This window comes from Marinomonas arctica (assembly GCF_003259225.1).
Lineage (GTDB): Bacteria > Pseudomonadota > Gammaproteobacteria > Pseudomonadales > Marinomonadaceae > Marinomonas > Marinomonas arctica.
Genome location: NZ_QHJF01000005.1, coordinates 28,740 through 46,693, shown reverse-complemented (window position 1 = coordinate 46,693; position 17,954 = coordinate 28,740). Strand labels below are relative to the sequence as shown.

Below are 17,954 nucleotides of genomic sequence, written 5' to 3'. Positions count from 1 at the left end.
AATGAGCGAACAACACAATGGTACGAGTTGGTTAGTCGGTTTTGCTGCTTTCATTATCATCATTGCAGGGCTAAAAGCCGCATCGCAAATAGTCATACCTTTTATGCTATCTGTGTTCATTGCCATTATTTGCGCCCCGTTGATGTCAAGTCTACGTCAGCGTAAGGTGCCGACTTGGTTGGCTATTATTTTGGTGGTGATGTTGATATTGGTTGGCATTGGATCTTTAGCGGTTTTGGTTGGTGCCTCCTTGGATAATTTTTCCAGTCAGCTGCCAAGTTACAAAGCTCGATTTGCTGAAGAAACGTCTAGTTTGATTCAGCTGGTGAACAGTTTGGGCTTACAAATATCCTATGATCAAGTAAAAGGCTATATTGATCCTTCAGCATTAATGCAGATGGTAGCTAATGCTCTACGTGGATTAGGTAGCGCTCTGACAAACCTTATTTTGGTTGTCATGATTGTGATTTTTATTTTATTTGAAGCCGTTGAGTTACCTAAAAAGTTATCTGTGGCTTTAAATGACGCGTCACAATCGTTGCAAAAATTTGAATCTTTCATTCAGTCTGTCAATCGTTATCTTGTCATTAAGACCTTGGTGAGTATTTTAACTGGGGTGCTTATTACGCTTTGGCTTTGGGTGATTGGCGTTGATTTTCCTATTTTATGGGGCGTGTGTGCGTTTCTTTTGAATTTTGTGCCTAACATAGGCTCCATCATCGCGGCAGTACCGGCCGTGTTGTTGGCATTTGTTCAGTTGGGTAGTCTTTCGGCAGGATTAACAGCGGCGGGATTTTTAGCCGTCAATTTAATCATCGGCAATGTTATTGAACCTCGATATATGGGTAAGGGGTTGGGGCTGTCTACTTTAGTTGTGTTTTTGTCTTTGCTTTTGTGGGGATGGGTTTTTGGTCCCGTTGGCATGTTACTCTCGATTCCTTTGACCATCATTATGAAGTTAGCGTTTGAGGCACATCCAAAAATGCAATGGTTGGCTGTCATGATCGATTCGGACTCAAGTAATCCAAGACGTTAATTCGGCTTAGCTCATGGTCTGTAAGCTGGCGGGATCTTATTTTGAACCTTGCTGGCTTTATTTTCTTTTTTCACGTATACTTCGCCATCGGATTTTCGTCCGAAGAAATCTATTAAGGCATGTAAATACTTACAGGCCTTATACTCACCAATAAAAGGTACTAATTTACATGTCTGACGCTGATACTCAGCCTACATTTGATTCGTTGGGCCTAATCGCCCCTGTTCTTAAAGCGGTTGCTGACCTAGGTTACGAGCAACCATCTGCTATCCAAGCGCAAAGTATTCCATATCTATTAGAAGGTCGAGACCTTTTGGGGCAAGCGCAGACGGGTACCGGTAAGACAGCAGCGTTCGCGCTCCCGTTACTGTCTCGCATTGACGTTACAGATAAAACGACACAATTACTTGTACTGGCTCCAACCCGTGAACTTGCTATTCAGGTTGCTGAAGCATTTCAAAGTTACGCTCGTAACCTTCCAGATTTTCATGTTTTGCCAATTTACGGCGGCATGTCATACGACACTCAACTTCGCCAACTAAAACGTGGTGTTCAAGTTGTTGTTGGTACGCCTGGTCGTGTTATGGATCATATTCGTCGTAAAACATTGAAGCTAGACGGTCTTAAAGCCCTAGTTCTTGATGAAGCGGATGAAATGTTACGCATGGGATTCATCGATGATGTCGAGTGGATTCTAGAGCAAACACCGCCCACACGCCAAATCGCATTGTTCTCTGCGACTATGCCTCCTGTGATTCGTCAGGTTGCTAATCGTCACCTTAATAATCCGAAAGAAGTGAAAATTGTTACCAAAACTTCTACGGCAATGACGATTACTCAAAAATATTGGTCAGTGAGTGGTCTGCATAAATTAGACGCGTTGACTCGTATTCTTGAGATGAACGAACATGACGGTATGATTATCTTTGTTCGTACCAAAGCGGCAACGATTGAGCTTGCTGAGAAACTCACTGCCCGTGGTCACGCTTGTGAAGCGTTAAATGGTGACATTAGTCAAAACTTGCGTGAGCGTACGGTTGATCGCATTAAGAATGGTCAAATTGACATTCTGGTTGCCACAGACGTTGTTGCTCGTGGTCTAGACGTAGAGCGCGTAAGTCACGTGGTCAACTATGACATTCCGTATGATACTGAATCTTATGTTCACCGTATCGGGCGTACCGGTCGTGCTGGTCGTCTAGGAACAGCAATTTTGTTCGTTGCTCATCGCGAGCGTCGTATGTTGCAAGCTATTGAGCGTGCGACTCGTCAGCCAATTGAAAGTATGACTTTGCCGACTGCTTCCGATATTAACGCACATCGCGTTAATCGTTTTAAGCAGCGCATCACCGATGCGATGGACAATGAAAACCTTGATTTCTTCTTGGAGCTTGTTGAAAGCTACCAGAAAGAAAATGAAGTGGATCCTTTGAAAATGGCGGCTGCTTTAGCGCATATGGCACAAGGCAAAACGCCTTTGCTATTGTCTGAAATGGAAGTTCGCCAAGAACGCAGAGAGCGTCGTGAAGATCGCGATGGATCTCGTTCTGACCGCGGCGATCGTGGTGATAGAGGCGATCGTAGTGATAGAGGCGATCGTGGTGATCGTACGCCGCGTGAACGTAAGGTTCGTCCTGTTACTGCAGAAGCAATGCCGTTAAAAGATGATCCAAATACATCCATGACTCGTTATGTTGTTCAAGTTGGCTACAGCGATGGTGTTAAACCTGGCAACATTGTTGGTGCGATTGCGAATGAAGCGGATATTGAAAGCCGTTATATTGGTCATATTGAAATATATGAAGATTTTGCAACTGTCGATTTGCCTTCTAACCTAAGTGCCGATGCATTGGGTAAGTTAGGTAAGACTCGCATCTGTGGACAACGCACTGATATTGCTAAGCTAGATAATGCTGATGAGTTGAATAAGCGTGCAGCCGCGCCTTCTACTCGTAAGCGCCCAGCTGGTGGCGGTGAACGTCGTCCATCTAATGGTGGTGAACGTCGTCGTCCAAGCGCTGGTGCGGGTGGCGGTCGTGACCGCGATGCAAACCGCAGTGCTGAGCGTCGTCCAAGAGCGCCACGTAAAAACGCTTAGTATGTTTTACGTGTTGTAGCTTTTAAAAAAACCGAGTCTAGTCTTAGATTCGGTTTTTTTATATCAAAAAGCTGGCTATTGTCAATTAGCCACTTCTGTTAAAATTTATTTGTTATTTCCTCTTACTATTTAATATGTTATCCAAAAAGGCCGCTAATGAACGAGATTACTATTATTAAGCCAGATGATTGGCATTTACACTTTCGCGATCAAGACATGTTGTTCGAGACGGTTCCAGCAACAGCTCGCTGTTTTGAGCGTGCTGTGGTGATGCCCAATTTGGTACCGCCAGTAACAACGGCAGCGCTCGCATTAAGCTATAAGGAACGTATTTTAGCGGCCCGTCCAGCTGGCAGTACATTTATGCCAGTAATGACCATTTATTTAACCGACAAAACCAGTGTGCAAGACATTAAAGATGCAAAAAAAGCCGGCGTATTGGCGGCGAAAATGTATCCAGCTGGCGCAACGACCAACTCTGATTCTGGGGTCAATTCTTTAGAGTCTTTATACCCTGTTTTTGAAGCGTTGGCCGACAACGGCATGTTGTTGTTGATCCATGGTGAAGTGACTCAGAAGCACATTGATATTTTCGATCGTGAAAAAGAATTTATTGATCAACACATGGTGAAGATTGTTGAACGTATACCTCATCTAAAAGTTGTGTTTGAACACATTACGACCAAAGAGGCTGCTGATTTTGTGCTGTCTGCTCGTGAAGGGGTTGCTGCAACTATTACGCCCCAACATTTGCTGTTGAATCGTAATGATATGTTGGATGGTGGGATTCGCCCGCACAACTATTGCTTGCCTGTTCTTAAGCGCAGTACTCATCAACAAGCTCTACGCGCGGTGGTGAAATCTGGCTCGCCACGATTTTTCTTGGGAACAGACTCCGCTCCTCATGCCAAGCATCGTAAAGAATCCGACTGCGGGTGCGCGGGTTGTTACAGTGCTTGGTCTGCACTTGAGTTGTACACGCAAGTGTTTGATGAGCTAGGCGCGCTTGATAAGTTAGAGGGGTTTGCGAGTTTTTATGGTGCTGACTTCTATGGGTTGCCTCGCAATACAGAAACCGTGACCTTGGTACGCGAGTCTTGGGAGGTGCCTAGTAATATCACCCTGCCAAATGGTGAGCCCATTGTGCCGTTTTTTGCTGGTAAGCAAGTGGCTTGGAAATTGAAGTAAGACACTCTGTCTATGTTTAAATGAAACCGGATGCAGCAATGTGTTCGGTTTTTTTCATCATTTTTATGATTGATGTCGTAAACCATTAGATAGCACTTGGCGGTATAAACGTCTACTGACTAAAGATGAGAAAGAAACTTAGAGGGGTAATAAGATGGTGCGGATGGAGAGACTCGAACTCTCACGCCGTGAAGCACTGGAACCTAAATCCAGCGTGTCTACCAATTCCACCACATCCGCATGCCGTGTTAATGTGCGAGATCTTACCGATATTTTTTGCTGATGCAAGCGTTTTTTGGGGAAGGATTTATATTTATTTTTTTAGAATGGATCACGGAATTTTATAAGATGAAACAGGACTTATAAAATCAAAAATGGTCTAATAATAGCACCCTAAATTGTTATTTCAGCAGAGTGAGAATATGGAAAGTCATTCGGTGTTAATGTTATTAAATCCTCTTGATCTTGTTACACTTTTTGTCTTTTTTGCTTGCTGGTGGGGATACGCTTTTTATGCTCAGTACAATTCTAAGCGTCGTTCTTGTTTGGTGAGTGTGTTGCATCAATTTCGCTTAGCGTGGATGTCTCGTTTACTTAGACGAGACAATCGAATCGCCGATGCTTCGGTGATGGCGAATTTGGAGCGCAGCAGCTTGTTTTTTGCATCGAGTAGCTTGCTGATTATCGCAGGTTTGTTCACTGCCTTTAATTACTCCGAAAAAGCCATTGGTATTTTATCCGATTTTTATCTTGTCTCACCCATGAGCCAGCAAGAATGGGAATTGAAAATTATTGTTTTGGTGGCGATCTTTTCTTATGCGTTTTTCACTTTCACCTGGTCTGTTAGGCAGTATAACTTTTGTTCTGTATTGGTTGGTAGTGCACCACTTGCAACAGAGCGTGGTATCGAAGACAGTGAGCGTGAATTGTACGCCATGCATATGGCGCAGATTTGTAGTTTAGCGGCGAATCAATTCAACTACGGATTGCGTGCTTTTTATTTTGCGATGGCGTTTTGTGGTTGGTTTCTTGGTCCATACTTTTGTATGGCCGCCAGTGTCATGGTAGTGGCGGTATTGTATCGTCGTGAATTCCGTTCTAAAACATTCAAAACATTGAGCCGAGGACTCGTTATGAAATCTCATGCTTCCTAATTTCCCCAAGCCCTTACCAGTAGAGGACAAGCCTGTTAATCGTACGGTGAATGTCGATGACAGGCTTTACCAGTATTTGGTTGATGTTTCCGTTCGTGAAAATGATCTTTTGAAAGCGTTACGACGTGAAACAGCACAATATCATATGGCTCGCATGCAACTGTCCCCAGAAGTTGGTCAGTTGTTGGCTCTACTAGTCAAACTACAAGCCCCTAAAAAGCTACTCGAAATAGGCGTGTTTACGGGGTACAGTACTTTATCGATGGCGATGGCCATGCCAAAAAATGCGAGATTAGTCGCCATTGAAAAGAAGCAGATGTGGCTGGATATTGCGACGCGTTATTTAGAGCAAGCAGGGGTGATGGATCGAGTTACTACTTATTGTGATAAAGCCTTGCCAGTCATGCAGTCTTTTTTAGCCGCTGAGCGGGAAAGTTTCGACTTCATTTTTATCGATGCGGACAAGCAAAATCTTTTGGCTTATTACCAACTGGGAAAGCAATTATTGCGTCCAGGTGGTTGTCTGTTGATTGATAACACATTGTGGTGGGGCAATGTGGCCGATGAAGCGTTTACCGATAAAGACACCAGTATTGTTCGTGAGCTAAACAAAACGCTGCATCAGGATATGGATATTGAATTGTCGTTGATTCCCATAGGCGATGGGCTGACCTTAGTTCGAAAAAATGCCTGATCCTTGATGGAAAAATCATCAGGCATTTTGCTTTGTTCCTATCTGAACACCTCTAAATCCTTTCTACTTATAAGTTTATTGTGACTTTTTGCCTCTTTTTATCGCATTAGCCTCTTGAAATTGCATCAAGAGGCTTTATCTATGAGTCACAAGTGAAAAGAAATACGCCTTTGGATCTTGGGTCCGAGGGTTCATTCAAATAGGAGCAAGCTATAACATGGCAACTGATACTCAAAAAGAAACGTTAGGGTTTCAAACCGAAGTAAAACAACTACTTCATTTGATGATCCACTCTTTGTACTCCAACAAAGAGATCTTTCTACGGGAGCTGATTTCGAACGCGTCTGATGCGGTTGATAAGCTTCGCTTTGAGTCTGTCGCTAACGCAGACCTTCTCGCCGAAGATCCAAATCTTCGTGTCCGTATTGAATTTGACAAGGACAGCAACACGGTCGTTATTGATGATAACGGCGTGGGTATGTCCCGTGAAGAGGCCATTACCAACCTAGGTACGATTGCTAAATCCGGCACATCGGCGTTTCTTGAGCAATTGAGTGGCGATCAGAAAAAAGACAGCCAGTTAATTGGTCAATTTGGCGTTGGTTTTTACTCCGCTTTTATCGTAGCGGATCAAGTGACCGTTGAAACTCGCCGCGCTGGTGTGACAGCTGATCAAGCGGTACGTTGGGTATCGGACGGTTCTGGTGAGTTCACCATTGAGAATATTGAAAAAGCCACGCGTGGTACACGCATTACTTTACATCTTAAAAGCGATGAAAAAGAATTTGCAGACAACTTCCGTTTGCGTCATCTAGTGACCAAATATTCTGACCATATTTCTATTCCAGTGGAAATGGAAAAGCCCGTTTACCCAGAAATGGACGAAGAGGGGAATCCTAAGCCTGTTGACGAGAATAAAGCACCAGAATTTGAGGCGGTTAACTCGGCAAAAGCCTTATGGACACGTTCACGCAGCGATGTCACCGATGAAGAATATCAAGAGTTTTACAAGCATATTTCTCACGATTATCAAGAGCCTTTGAAATGGTCTCACAATAAGGTTGAAGGCAAGTTAGAGTACACCAGCTTGTTGTATATTCCTTCCAAGGCGCCTTACGATCTTTGGAATCGTGATATGCAACGCGGTCTGAAATTGTATGTTCAGCGTGTGTTTATTATGGATGAAGCAGAAGCCTTCTTGCCGCCATACATGCGTTTCGTAAAAGGCGTGGTAGATTCAAATGATTTGTCTCTGAACGTGTCTCGTGAAATTTTGCAAAACGACCATGCCGTTGATTCTATGCGCTCAGCATTGACGAAACGCGTACTCGATATGCTAAGCAAGATGGCGAAAAATGAGCCAGAGGATTACCAAAAATTCTGGAATGAATTTGGTAACGTGATCAAAGAAGGCCCAGCTGATGATATGGGCAACAAAGATAAAATCGCCGGTTTGTTGCGCTTTAGCTCGACTCACACAGACGCTGCTGCGCAAACAGTCTCGTTGGCTGATTACATCGAGCGCATGAAAGAAGGCCAAGATAAGATTTATTATATCTACGCTGAGAGTCATAATACGGCGAAAAACAGCCCACATTTAGAGATTTTGCGTAAGAAAGGCTTTGAAGTCTTATTGTTAAGTGATCGCATTGATGAGTGGATGATGTCTTCTCTACAAGAGTTTGAAGGTAAATCTTTCCAAGATGTTACCAAAGGCAAGCTAGACTTAGCTGACCAAGAAAACGAAGAAGAGAAGAAAGAGAAAGAAGAAAAGGCTGAGCAAATCAAGCCGCTTCTGGATCGCATGAAAACGGTTCTTGAGTCGAAAGTGACCGCTGTGAACAGTACCGATCGTTTAACCAATTCTCCTGCGTGTTTGGTGGTTGGGGAATACGATATGGGTCTACAGATGCGTCGTTTGCTTGAGCAAGCGGGTCAGAAATTGCCTGAATCTAAGCCAACATTGGAAGTGAATCCAGATCACCCCATTGTCGCTAAGATGGACGCTGAAACAGACGAAGAACGTTTTGCGGATATGGCGTGGTTGCTGTTCGAACAAGCGACTTTGTCTGAAGGCGGTCAGTTAGAAGACCCAGCGACGTTTGTTAGCCGTATGAACAAATTGATTGTTCAGCTAAGTAAGTAATACCTGAAAACGGTGTAATGGTTTCATTACGCCGTCTTGCTAAGCTCAATAAAGCCTCTATTTTAATGGAATAGAGGCTTTTTTTATGGCGGATGATTTGCTTTTTGTTGGATAATTCTTTAGGTTGATAAAGCACTAAGGACAGTGTGTTAACTATTCAACGTGTTAATTATTCAAAGGAGTGATATATGTTTTTAAGACAATGCCTAGCCGCTTGCCTGTTATTTTTTTCTGCATTTGCGCTTTCTCAACAAGACGTGCAACTGGCGTCCAGGTTTTCTGATGACGTTCACGTTGATGACTATTTAGTCAGCGAAAAATACGATGGTATTCGGGCGATTTGGACGGGAAAGCAATTGATAACCCGCCAAGGTAACCCTATCTATGCGCCCACTTGGTTTACCGATCCCTTACCGGATGTTTGGCTTGATGGTGAGCTTTGGTCTACACACAATGATTTTGCTTTTATTATGTCTACGGTGCGAAAGAATGTGCCAGTTGACCGTGAATGGCGCAAGATCCATTACATGGTGTTTGATGCTCCAGACGAGGCAAAAGAAATGCCGTTTGAAAAACGTTATCAACGGTATAGTCGCATTGTTAATCGTCTAAATGTCTCTCATGTGCGTCCAGTTGAACAATTTTCTGTAGAGAACAACCAAGCCTTGTCTCTGTTATTAGAGACCTATGTGAAAAACGGCGCAGAGGGTTTGATGTTGCATCGTAAATTGGCCACATTTGAAAATGGTCGTACGGATAATCTGTTAAAACTAAAGCCTTATATGGATGCGGAGGCTAAAGTGGTTGCGATTTTAAATGGCGCTGGAAAATACGATGGTATGATGGGGTCGATTCTGGTTGAAATGCCATCTGGTATTCAGTTTAAAATTGGCAGTGGTTTTTCCGATGATGAACGACGTAATCCACCTCAGCCAGGTGATTATGTAACCTATAAATATCATGGTTTTACGGAGCGCGGCATTCCAAGATTTGCCAGTTTTTTGCGGCTTCGAGAAATCGATTATTAATGTTTTTGAAGAGGTGATCGTGCTGACAGAGGTTTATTGTTTGCCTGGTACTATGTGTGATCAGCGCCTTTGGGATACAACTCAACAGGCTCTGGGTTCCCATATTGCACTGCGCCATGTGGCGATACCCGGCGAAGACTCGATTAAGTTAATGGTCGCAGCCCTCGCGCAGGTGTTGCCGACAACGCCCATTAATCTGTTGGGGTTTTCTATGGGAGGGTACATTGCTTGTGCCTTTGCCTTGGCATACCCAGAGCGAGTAAACCGACTAATGGTCTTGTCCAATACCGCAAGTGGCTTGTTAGAGTCAGAGCGTCAGCAACGTGAAATTGCCCTTAATTGGGTCGCGAAACAAGGCTATCATGGCATACCGCGTAAAAAAGCCCTTGCTATGTTGAGTCCTGTGAATCAAGGTAATAGCGAGCTGATTGGTTGCATTTTGGCTATGGACGAAGCATTGGGCGAAGCGGTTTTTATTCAGCAATTGAAAAGCAGTTTGCAGCGTCCAGTGTTATTAACTGAGCTTGAACACGCAGGGTTTGCGTTGTGTTTTCTTGTTGGTACAGACGATGTTTTATTATCGGGCGAGGTATTAGATAAAATGCAGTCTTGCGAGCGTTACGCCCTGCAAAAGATCGATCATTGTGGGCATATGGTGCCTTTGGAGCAGCCAGCGTGGCTGGCTCAGCGGATGCTAGCGTTTTATAAAGGCTAATGCCTTCGCATTAAAGTGTTGGGCAAAAAAGTCTGTGAAGTGTCTGGATCAGCTCTTTTACTCTGCTGTCGCCTATCATATAGAAAATAGTTTGTGACTCTCGACGGGTGTTGACTAAACCGTCTTTTCGCAATATCGCAAGGTGTTGTGAAAGGGCGGATTGGCTCAAAGGCAGCTTTTCATTTAAAGCCGTCACGGACAGTTCTTTATCCAGCAAATGGCATAAAATCATCAGACGATTCTCGTTACTGAGCGCTTTTAAAAACAGGGCGGCTTGTGAGGATTGTTGTAGCATATCTTTCATGGTAGGCGTTGTGTTTTCCATTTTTTTCTCTTTCTAAAGTAGCCGTTGGTGCATCGTGTTTTCTGCCGCAAACAAAACCATCCACATTGTCTGTGGATAAACTCGGTAGTAGTCGCTGTCAACGGCTGTTGTTGTCAGGTAATGCGGTCATTATGTCGTGTTGTATGAAATTTGCACAATGACCGTGTCATGGCTTTTTATTTGTTAAGATTAAAGCTTGTCCAAATAGGGGCGTGATCGGATGGCTTCTCTAGGGCACGCAAATCGTAATCTACATCGGCATCTTCTAAATAAGGTGTCAGTCCATTGGAAGCCATAATGACGTCGATTCGTAAGCCTCGTTTAGGCGTGTCTTCAAAGCCTTTAGAGCGATAGTCAAACCAGCTGAAACGATCATTTCGTGTTGGGTTAAGTTGACGATAAGTGTCTGTTAGTCCCCAGTTGGCCAAGGTAGAGAACCATTCTCTTTCTTCTGGCAAGAAACTGCATTTACCTGTTTTTAACCAGCGTTTGGCGTTGACCTCTCCAATGCCGATGTCTAAATCTGTAGGGGAGATATTAATGTCACCCATGACAATGATTTTTTCATCAGGAGAATGAGAAGCAAGGTACTGCATTAAGTCTGCATAAAATTTGCGCTTCGCAGGAAACTTAGTTTCGTGGTCGCGGCTTTCTCCTTGAGGGAAGTAACCGTTTATCACTTTTACTGCTCCTTGGGGAGTGTCAAACGTTGCAATAATCATTCGACGCTGCGCGTCTTCTTCATCATCTGGAAAGCCATACTCCACGTTAGTCGCTTCTTGCTTACTAAAAATAGCCACGCCGTAATGGGATTTTTGTCCGTAATAATAAGCATGATAGCCAACAGACTGCGGAATCTCGTGAGGAAAAGCATCATCGTGCACCTTGATTTCTTGCAGGCCAATGACGTCCGGTGCGTGTTTTTCGACAAGCGCGGTTATTTGATGTGGTCGAGCACGTAAGCCGTTGATGTTAAAAGAGACAAATTTCACGGGGGGTCCTTGTTAAACGAATTTGCTCAATGATACCGAGATGTGGGGTTTACATAAAGCGGTTAAATGAGATGAATTGATGGCTTTTTCATGGCACGTGTAAGGGATTGTTTTTAACTTCTTTTGGCTGGCCTGTTACACTGTACGAATGGTTTAAAAAGTAATTTTGGAGACTCAACATGTCTTATCAGTACGACTTATTTGTTATTGGCGCAGGCTCTGGTGGCGTTAGAGCAAGCCGAGTAGCAGCATCGAAAGGTTATAAAGTCGCCGTTGCAGAAGGCGGCGCATTGGGTGGCACTTGTGTCAACATCGGTTGTGTGCCTAAAAAACTCTTTGTCTATGGTTCAGAATTTGGCCATGGTTTTGACGAAGCGGCAGGTTATGGTTGGTCTCACCAAGGGGTTGAGTTTAACTGGTCGGTTTTACGTGATAACAAAACCAAAGAAATCCAACGCCTCAACGGCATCTACGGCAATTTATTAGGTAATGCTGGTGTTGAGGTTATTGCCGGTTTTGCGAGTTTTGCCGATGCGCATACCGTGATGGTAGATGGTAAAACCTATACCGCAGAACGCATCTTGATTGCTGTTGGCGCTAAGCCTTTTATCCCTGAATTCAAAGGCAGCGATCTCGTCGTCAGCTCTAACGAGATGTTTTTTCTAGAAGAACTGCCTCAAAAAGCACTGGTTGTTGGTGGTGGTTACATTGCTGTGGAATTTGCTGGTATTCTGAATGGCTTAGGCGTGGAAACCAGTCTTGCCTACCGTGGTGATCAGCTGCTGCGTGGCTTCGACCAAGATGTTCGGGATTTTGCCAGTGAAGAATACAAAAAATCTGGCATTGATGTTCGTTTAAATACCGACGTTGAATACATTGAATTGGCGGATGCGGCGACCCCAAAAGGCGCTCGAACAGTGCACTTTAAAGATGGTCATGTAGAAGAGTTTGGTTTGATTCTATATGCCACTGGTCGTGTGCCCAACGTGGCTTCCCTCGCGCTTGATAAAGCGGGCGTTAAAACCGGTGCAAACGGTGCAGTGATCATTGATAAAAACTTCACTACTTCTACAAAAAGTGTCTTTGCTCTTGGCGATGTGACGGATCGTATCCAGTTAACGCCGGTTGCGATCAAAGAAGCCATGGCGTTGATCGCTTATTGGTTTGAAGGCAAAGAAGTGACCTTCGATTATGACAATATTCCAACCGCTGTTTTCAGCCAACCCGCAATAGGCACCGTAGGGTTAAGTGAGCAGGAAGCCGAGACGAGAGGCATAGACTTCCGAGTGTATCAAACGGACTTCCGCCCAATGAAACACACACTGAGTGGCAGCACGTCACGCTCTATGATGAAGTTGTTGGTAAACAATGCAGACGATAAAGTCATTGGTGCGCACATGGTAGGCGATTACGCTGGCGAGATTATCCAAGGCTTAGGGATTGCGATCAAAGCCGGTGCAACCAAAGCGGATTTCGACGACACGGTAGGGGTTCACCCAACCAGCGCGGAAGAGTTTGTGACTTTTTCAGCTGCGTCTTTAAAGAAAAAATAAGACGGACAAAGACGCTCGAGTAATGCACTGAAAAAAGACGCCTTGATACGGATTATCAGGGCGTCTTTTTTGTATATCTAATGTTTGTCCATTTAATCTAGAATTTGGCTTCTTCTTCACGATCAAATTGTACAGCGCATACGTTTTCTCTATCAGCATAGTCTTAATTTCGATTGCCTCAATGGCGGCACTTCATTAGTGTGGCTAGCATTCGCAACATGTTCTTAAAAAAATACACGAGACTAAAATGAACGAAGTACTAACGACGTTACAACCTGCTGCTATTTGGCGCCATTTTCAAACACTATGCAACACACCGCGCCCGTCTTACCACGAAGCCGCCTTAAGAGCACACTTGATTCAATGGGCGAGCGAACTAGGGCTTGAAACTTACGTTGATCCTGTCGGCAACCTATTAATCCGCAAAGCCGCAAGTAAAGGCATGGAAGACAGAGAAACTGTCGTCTTACAAGGTCACTTGGATATGGTTGCGCAGAAAAATGCCGACATCGACCATGACTTCACCAAAGATCCGATTGTCACCCAAGTGATCGATGGTTGGGTTCACGCAACCGGAACCACCCTTGGTGCTGACAATGGCATTGGTGTTGCTGCCGCCATGGCTGTATTAGAAGCGACCGACTTGGTCCATGGGCCTATTGAAGCCTTGTTTACCATCGAAGAGGAAACCAGTCTACGGGGTGCTCTACAACTCGAAGAGGGCATTTTAAAGGGCAAGATCTTATTAAACTTGGACTCTGAAGATCGTGGCGATGTGTATATTGGCTGTGCAGGCGGCATGGACATCAATATTGAAAAACACTACGTCGCTATCGCGGCTGATAGCGACAAAAAAGCCTTCAAAATTACCGTCTCTGGTTTACGTGGTGGACATTCTGGATTGGATATCCATAAAGGTCGTGCCAGTGCGAACGTGCTGATAGTCCGTTTGTTAAACTTGCTAAAAGAGCGTTGTGATTTCGGTTTAAGCGCGTTTAGCGGTGGTACATTACGCAATGCCATTTCACGGGATGCCATAGCAACCATCAACGTCAGCAACAAAGACCAAGCCAAACTGTTTGCCTTTATTGAAGCATTTGAGAAAGCCACACAAGCGGAGTTTTCAGCGACAGAAGCGAATTTAAGCGTTACCTTAGCCTCCGCGGCACTGGATTCAGAACTGGAAAGCAACGCTAAAGACGCTTTGTTAAATGCCATGTACTGCGCGCCCCATGGTGTTCATCGCATGAGTGCGGACTTGGAAGGCGTCACCGAAACCTCTTGTAATTTTGGTGTGATGAATCTTCGTAACACCGCTGACGGTAAAAAATCGTTTGATGCCTGCTTGTTAGTACGATCGTTAGTGGATTCTGCCGTAGAACACCTGGCTTACGTGGCAAAATCTGCCTTCTCATTAATTCAAGCTGACGTGAAACTCGAAAATGGCTACCCCGGTTGGCGCCCAGATCCAAAGGCAGGCTTACTCAAGCACTTCTTAACCGTTCACACCAACGTCATGGGGCACGAAGCCAATGTAAAAGTTATCCATGCGGGCCTAGAGTGCGGCATCATCGGCGCGAAATACCCTGGTATGGAAATGGTCTCCTTCGGCCCCAACATCCGTGGTGCCCATTCGCCAACCGAACGCATGGAAATCGACTCCGTTGGGGATTTTTGGCGACTACTTGTCGCGTTGTTGGCGTCCACGCCGAAGGCCTAAGTTGCTTCCCCTTCTTCAAGGGGAAGACTGAAGATGGGGTTGTTCTTTTCTTTCTTCTGAATCCTCTTATTGGCTTTGTATTCCTAAAGGTTATTCCGCTCTTCAATTCAGTGAATGCTGAGCGGATAACTTTTTGCAAGCGCCCAAAACTTACCTTATAAAGAAAAGCAAAAATTCGCTTTAAGATCTTTAATGCCTGATTTCTTTCATAGGTACATCATTTTTACCTACGCTCCTTGTATCGTAAGGCATAGATTGGTTGTTTAGTCTAAAGAAACGATATTTTTAACTGACCCTGAAACGCCATAACGTCGCGCAACTTCGTCGCGTCGAACTGACTTCTTCGTGGCAAAAGGGCGTCGTACTATATCTCACCTTGGTATTGCTTTGCTTGCGCCTGTTTCGCAGGCTCAACGCGTCAGCGCAAAATCAAACCAAGGTGAATGGCTGATGTAATACCTGTATATATTGGCTTTTGTGGATCGTTCTTTAGCGCGTCAAGGGATTTAATTTTTTTGATTGTCTAAAATCTTTTGTAGGTCTGACCTATAGGCGAATCGAAATTTAGCTTTCATTCGACCGATTTGTATTCCAACTTGGGATATTAATGTATAAAACGGATCAGCTCATAAGACCTGAGGGAATTGCTTGCCTCGCGGGTCAAATCGCGCTAAAAAAGGGCAAACAAAGAACCAACATAGTGGCGATCAAAGACGATCTGAAGCGGCATCGTCCAAACAGATTTTGGTATTGAGCGAGTTATATAACAGGGAAGTCCTATCATGAAAAAAGCAACCCCCTATATAGACAACGCAGCTGTTCAACAGTGGGTTATAGCCGCAGCCACGCTGCCGTATAGCTCTTAATTGTTATGCGTTAAAGGAGTGAAATGTGCTTAAGCCCGTAATACAGGAAGAAACCACGGGGTGCGGAATTGCGTCTGTTGCCTACATTCTTGGAAAGACCTATTCGGAGATGAAAGCAACAGCAAATGCTATGGGTATCTATGCTGAAGATAAATCGCTTTGGTCTGATACCCAATATGTAAGGAAAATGCTGTCCCGTGCTGGAGTCGAGACGTCTTCCGATGAAATCCCTTTTGAATCATGGAGAGCACTCCCCGATCTGGCATTGCTATCCATCAAGTATCATCAGGAAAATGGCAAAAATTTCTGGCATTGGGTCGTTTTCAAGCGCATAGATGGTGAGGAATTTGTTCTGGATTCAGCAAGTTATCTGCCATCTAACATTCGAACTGACTTCAATGAAATGCAGCCCAAGTGGTTCATCAAGGTCAAGAATGTATAACAAGGCCATTAAATTCGCTCCCTACGGTCGCCGGACGCTCGTTCCTCGCGCCTTTTATGGCGGGCATTAGCTGAAGAAAAGTATCACTCATACAAAAGTGTTGGAGGCAATATGAAGGGTAATGGTAAGTGCTTATGTGGTTCGGTAGTTCTAGAAGTCGAGTATGCCAGCAGCGAGATAGCGGCATGTCACTGTAGTATGTGTCGCAATTGGGGTGGCGGTCCAATGCTAGCAATCGACTGCGCTGATTCTGTAAAAATATCTGATGAAACCAGTGTCATAAGATATTCATCATCAGAATGGGCGGAAAGGGGGTTTTGTAAAAAATGTGGAACACATTTATTTTACTACCTTAAGCCTGCTAATCAGTATCATCTACCTATCGGCTTACTGAAAACTGATAACAGTTTTACGTTTACCCACCAAATCTTTATTGATGAAAAGCCCGAATACTATGAGTTCAAGAACGAAACACACAATATGACTGGTGCCGAAGTATTTGCTCATTTTGAAGCAGAAGGGTAAGAAGCGAACAAGCGGCATACAAGTTCGCATGTTCCATTAGCTGTACAAGTTAGTTTCAAAGCATTGCACTTGTCCAATTAAATATACATGTGGAGGTTTTATGAAAATTGTATCTTTTACTGAAGCTAGGAATAGCTTGAAGAGCGTTTTGGATGCTGTTGTTAATGACGCAGATACAACCGTGATCACGCGTCGTGATTCTGAAGATGCCGTTGTTATGTCACTGGATTATTACAATAGCTTAATGGAAACGGTTCATTTGCTTCGTTCTCCGGCAAATGCTGAGCACTTACATCGTTCAATTGCTCAATTTAAAGTGGGTAAGGTGAGCCAAAGGGATTTAATCGATGAGTAGTCGTTTATTATCTTGGACTGATGAATCTTGGAATTGTTATGTTTATTAGCAGACGCAAGATAAGAAAACACTTTAACGCATAAATAAACTCATCACGGATGTTAAGCGCTCTCCTTTCGAGGGCATAGGTAAACCTGAGCCATTAAAAGAAAATTTATCCGGTTTTTGGTCGCGACGAATAGATGATGTGAATAGGTTAGTTTATGTGGTTGATGATAGTGCTATCACGATCATTTCTTGCCGTTACCACTATTAATTTAGGCTTCATCGTCAGGCAGCTCACAAACGCTGCAAGAGGGACAGCCAACGTTTGGCATTTTTACAATGTGAAACTAAGCTCTTTTTTATCTGCCCCTAAATTCTCTAAATAAAGCTCTTTTTTATCTGACCCTAAATTCTCTATATCTCACTTTGGTGTTTGCTTCGCTTGCGCCTGTTTCGCAAGCTCAACGCGTCAGAGCGAATCTAGCATTAGGTTGTATCCACCTCATTCCTCAAACATACCATAACAAATTGATAGAGGTCGTGCGGATATCGCGTTTATTTTTATGATTGCCAATTATTGCCTGATTTGTGTGATAAACAATCATGTTTAAACGTGTTTGTACTGGCAGAGAATCAGAAAGTTTTTTAGAATCAATGAATAAGAATCTACAGCACAGGAATAACGTGCTGTGGATAAAAGACTAAACGCGCATGCGTACTATTAAAATAATGAGCAATAACGGAGCACGCATTGGTTAAAGTTCATAAATGCAAAAGCATGGAAGCCATAGAAGCATGGATAGAAAATGATCAAGGTGAGTGGTCACTAAATATAAATAATGTCGCAACCGAACAAGATTTAGAAGAGAATCATTACTTAGAAGAGGTTGGTCAAACTATTGAGCATGTGGCGATAAATGTCCTATTCTGTCCATATTGCGGTGAAAAGCTTGATAAAGCGTCGGCTGATTTTACTCCTTCGTTTATTCACAATGATTACTCAAAGTGGTGAACATGGTTTCTCATAACAAAAGGTGACAGCGGGAATTTGTTTGGAGAGCAGGAAGTTATGCTTTAGGGGTGGGGATAGGCTAATGTCCTCCCGGAGCTAAGCAAGTGCAAGATGGATACC

General features: G+C 43.9%; 16 protein-coding genes, 1 tRNA gene and 1 pseudogene. 15 read left to right on the top strand and 3 right to left on the bottom strand.

The genetic code is table 11. The annotated features are described in order from the left end of the window. The first annotated feature begins 1 nt into the window (after position 1). The 3 genes from DK187_RS03735 (at position 2) to pyrC (ending at position 4,322) form a co-directional block, all read left to right on the top strand. On the top strand, positions 2-1,036 hold the full coding sequence (locus DK187_RS03735) for an AI-2E family transporter (RefSeq protein ID WP_111606002.1): 1,035 nt from the start codon (positions 2-4) through the stop codon (positions 1,034-1,036). A gap of 169 nt (positions 1,037-1,205) precedes the next feature. Next, complete coding sequence (locus tag DK187_RS03730; RefSeq protein WP_111606001.1) at positions 1,206-3,134, top strand: DEAD/DEAH box helicase; 1,929 nt, start codon at positions 1,206-1,208, stop codon at positions 3,132-3,134. A gap of 156 nt (positions 3,135-3,290) precedes the next feature. After that, positions 3,291-4,322 carry a dihydroorotase gene (pyrC, locus tag DK187_RS03725; RefSeq protein ID WP_111606000.1) on the top strand — a complete coding sequence of 344 codons (1,032 nt, stop codon included), beginning with the start codon at positions 3,291-3,293 and terminating at the stop codon, positions 4,320-4,322. 155 nt (positions 4,323-4,477) lie between these two features. Here the strand turns inward: pyrC and DK187_RS03720 are convergent. Continuing rightward, positions 4,478-4,562: transfer RNA gene (locus DK187_RS03720), tRNA-Leu, on the bottom strand. A gap of 182 nt (positions 4,563-4,744) precedes the next feature. Between DK187_RS03720 and DK187_RS03715 the strand changes: the two genes are divergently transcribed. The 5 genes from DK187_RS03715 (at position 4,745) to DK187_RS03695 (ending at position 10,059) form a co-directional block, all read left to right on the top strand. Then, positions 4,745-5,476, top strand: a complete 732-nt coding sequence (locus DK187_RS03715) for a DUF599 domain-containing protein (protein ID WP_111605999.1) — start codon at positions 4,745-4,747, stop codon at positions 5,474-5,476. Next, positions 5,466-6,170, top strand: coding sequence for an O-methyltransferase (locus tag DK187_RS03710; RefSeq protein ID WP_111605998.1), 705 nt, complete (start codon positions 5,466-5,468; stop codon positions 6,168-6,170). Before DK187_RS03715 ends, DK187_RS03710 begins: the two co-directional genes overlap by 11 nt. Before the next feature lie 217 nt (positions 6,171-6,387). Further along, entirely contained in the window at positions 6,388-8,316 is a 1,929-nt protein-coding gene (htpG, locus tag DK187_RS03705) for a molecular chaperone HtpG (RefSeq protein WP_111605997.1), read from the top strand. 188 nt (positions 8,317-8,504) lie between these two features. Beyond that, a complete protein-coding gene (locus DK187_RS03700; protein WP_111605996.1) occupies positions 8,505-9,344 on the top strand; it encodes a DNA ligase in 840 nt (279 codons plus the stop codon). A gap of 19 nt (positions 9,345-9,363) precedes the next feature. Further along, the gene (locus DK187_RS03695) at positions 9,364-10,059 is read left to right on the top strand and encodes an alpha/beta fold hydrolase (RefSeq protein ID WP_223232361.1); all 696 of its coding nucleotides are present in this window, start codon (positions 9,364-9,366) and stop codon (positions 10,057-10,059) included. Between the two features lie 10 nt (positions 10,060-10,069). On the opposite strand, the gene DK187_RS03690 is transcribed toward DK187_RS03695, so the two are convergent. Beyond that, positions 10,070-10,384 (bottom strand): ArsR/SmtB family transcription factor, encoded by a 315-nt coding sequence (locus DK187_RS03690; RefSeq protein WP_188322979.1) that lies wholly within the window; start codon positions 10,382-10,384, stop codon positions 10,070-10,072. Between the two features lie 176 nt (positions 10,385-10,560). Continuing rightward, positions 10,561-11,376, bottom strand: a complete 816-nt coding sequence (gene xthA / locus DK187_RS03685; protein WP_111605995.1) for an exodeoxyribonuclease III — start codon at positions 11,374-11,376, stop codon at positions 10,561-10,563. A gap of 179 nt (positions 11,377-11,555) precedes the next feature. Between xthA and gorA the strand changes: the two genes are divergently transcribed. The 7 genes and pseudogenes from gorA to DK187_RS03650 all read left to right on the top strand — a co-directional run bounded on the left by gorA (position 11,556) and on the right by DK187_RS03650 (position 17,834). After that, positions 11,556-12,929, top strand: coding sequence for a glutathione-disulfide reductase (gene gorA / locus DK187_RS03680; protein ID WP_111605994.1), 1,374 nt, complete (start codon positions 11,556-11,558; stop codon positions 12,927-12,929). A gap of 247 nt (positions 12,930-13,176) precedes the next feature. Further along, positions 13,177-14,649 (top strand): aminoacyl-histidine dipeptidase, encoded by a 1,473-nt coding sequence (locus DK187_RS03675; protein WP_111605993.1) that lies wholly within the window; start codon positions 13,177-13,179, stop codon positions 14,647-14,649. An 891-nt stretch (positions 14,650-15,540) separates the two neighbouring features. Next, positions 15,541-15,957, top strand: coding sequence for a cysteine peptidase family C39 domain-containing protein (locus DK187_RS03670; protein WP_111605992.1), 417 nt, complete (start codon positions 15,541-15,543; stop codon positions 15,955-15,957). A gap of 111 nt (positions 15,958-16,068) precedes the next feature. Continuing rightward, positions 16,069-16,482 (top strand): GFA family protein, encoded by a 414-nt coding sequence (locus DK187_RS03665; RefSeq protein ID WP_111605991.1) that lies wholly within the window; start codon positions 16,069-16,071, stop codon positions 16,480-16,482. Between the two features lie 100 nt (positions 16,483-16,582). After that, the gene (locus DK187_RS03660) at positions 16,583-16,837 is read left to right on the top strand and encodes a type II toxin-antitoxin system Phd/YefM family antitoxin (RefSeq protein WP_111605990.1); all 255 of its coding nucleotides are present in this window, start codon (positions 16,583-16,585) and stop codon (positions 16,835-16,837) included. After that, positions 16,830-17,093: pseudogene (locus DK187_RS03655) on the top strand (Txe/YoeB family addiction module toxin). Before DK187_RS03660 ends, DK187_RS03655 begins: the two are co-directional and overlap by 8 nt. A 507-nt stretch (positions 17,094-17,600) precedes the next feature. Then, positions 17,601-17,834 carry a hypothetical protein gene (locus DK187_RS03650; protein ID WP_223232362.1) on the top strand — a complete coding sequence of 78 codons (234 nt, stop codon included), beginning with the start codon at positions 17,601-17,603 and terminating at the stop codon, positions 17,832-17,834. Positions 17,835-17,954 lie beyond the last annotated feature (120 nt).

Excerpts from the sequence above, each read along its gene's own strand:
- htpG (WP_111605997.1), top strand. The coding sequence starts at position 6,388 with ATGGCAACTGATACTCAAAAAGAAACGTTAGGGTTTCAAACCGAAGTA.
- gorA (WP_111605994.1), top strand. The coding sequence starts at position 11,556 with ATGTCTTATCAGTACGACTTATTTGTTATTGGCGCAGGCTCTGGTGGC.
- pyrC (WP_111606000.1), top strand. The coding sequence starts at position 3,291 with ATGAACGAGATTACTATTATTAAGCCAGATGATTGGCATTTACACTTT.
- DK187_RS03735 (WP_111606002.1), top strand. The coding sequence starts at position 2 with ATGAGCGAACAACACAATGGTACGAGTTGGTTAGTCGGTTTTGCTGCT.
- DK187_RS03730 (WP_111606001.1), top strand. The coding sequence starts at position 1,206 with ATGTCTGACGCTGATACTCAGCCTACATTTGATTCGTTGGGCCTAATC.
- DK187_RS03700 (WP_111605996.1), top strand. The coding sequence starts at position 8,505 with ATGTTTTTAAGACAATGCCTAGCCGCTTGCCTGTTATTTTTTTCTGCA.
- DK187_RS03710 (WP_111605998.1), top strand. The coding sequence starts at position 5,466 with ATGCTTCCTAATTTCCCCAAGCCCTTACCAGTAGAGGACAAGCCTGTT.
- DK187_RS03715 (WP_111605999.1), top strand. The coding sequence starts at position 4,745 with ATGGAAAGTCATTCGGTGTTAATGTTATTAAATCCTCTTGATCTTGTT.
- DK187_RS03660 (WP_111605990.1), top strand. The coding sequence starts at position 16,583 with ATGAAAATTGTATCTTTTACTGAAGCTAGGAATAGCTTGAAGAGCGTT.
- DK187_RS03665 (WP_111605991.1), top strand. The coding sequence starts at position 16,069 with ATGAAGGGTAATGGTAAGTGCTTATGTGGTTCGGTAGTTCTAGAAGTC.
- DK187_RS03690 (WP_188322979.1), bottom strand. The coding sequence starts at position 10,384 with ATGGAAAACACAACGCCTACCATGAAAGATATGCTACAACAATCCTCA.
- DK187_RS03675 (WP_111605993.1), top strand. The coding sequence starts at position 13,177 with ATGAACGAAGTACTAACGACGTTACAACCTGCTGCTATTTGGCGCCAT.
- DK187_RS03650 (WP_223232362.1), top strand. The coding sequence starts at position 17,601 with ATGGAAGCCATAGAAGCATGGATAGAAAATGATCAAGGTGAGTGGTCA.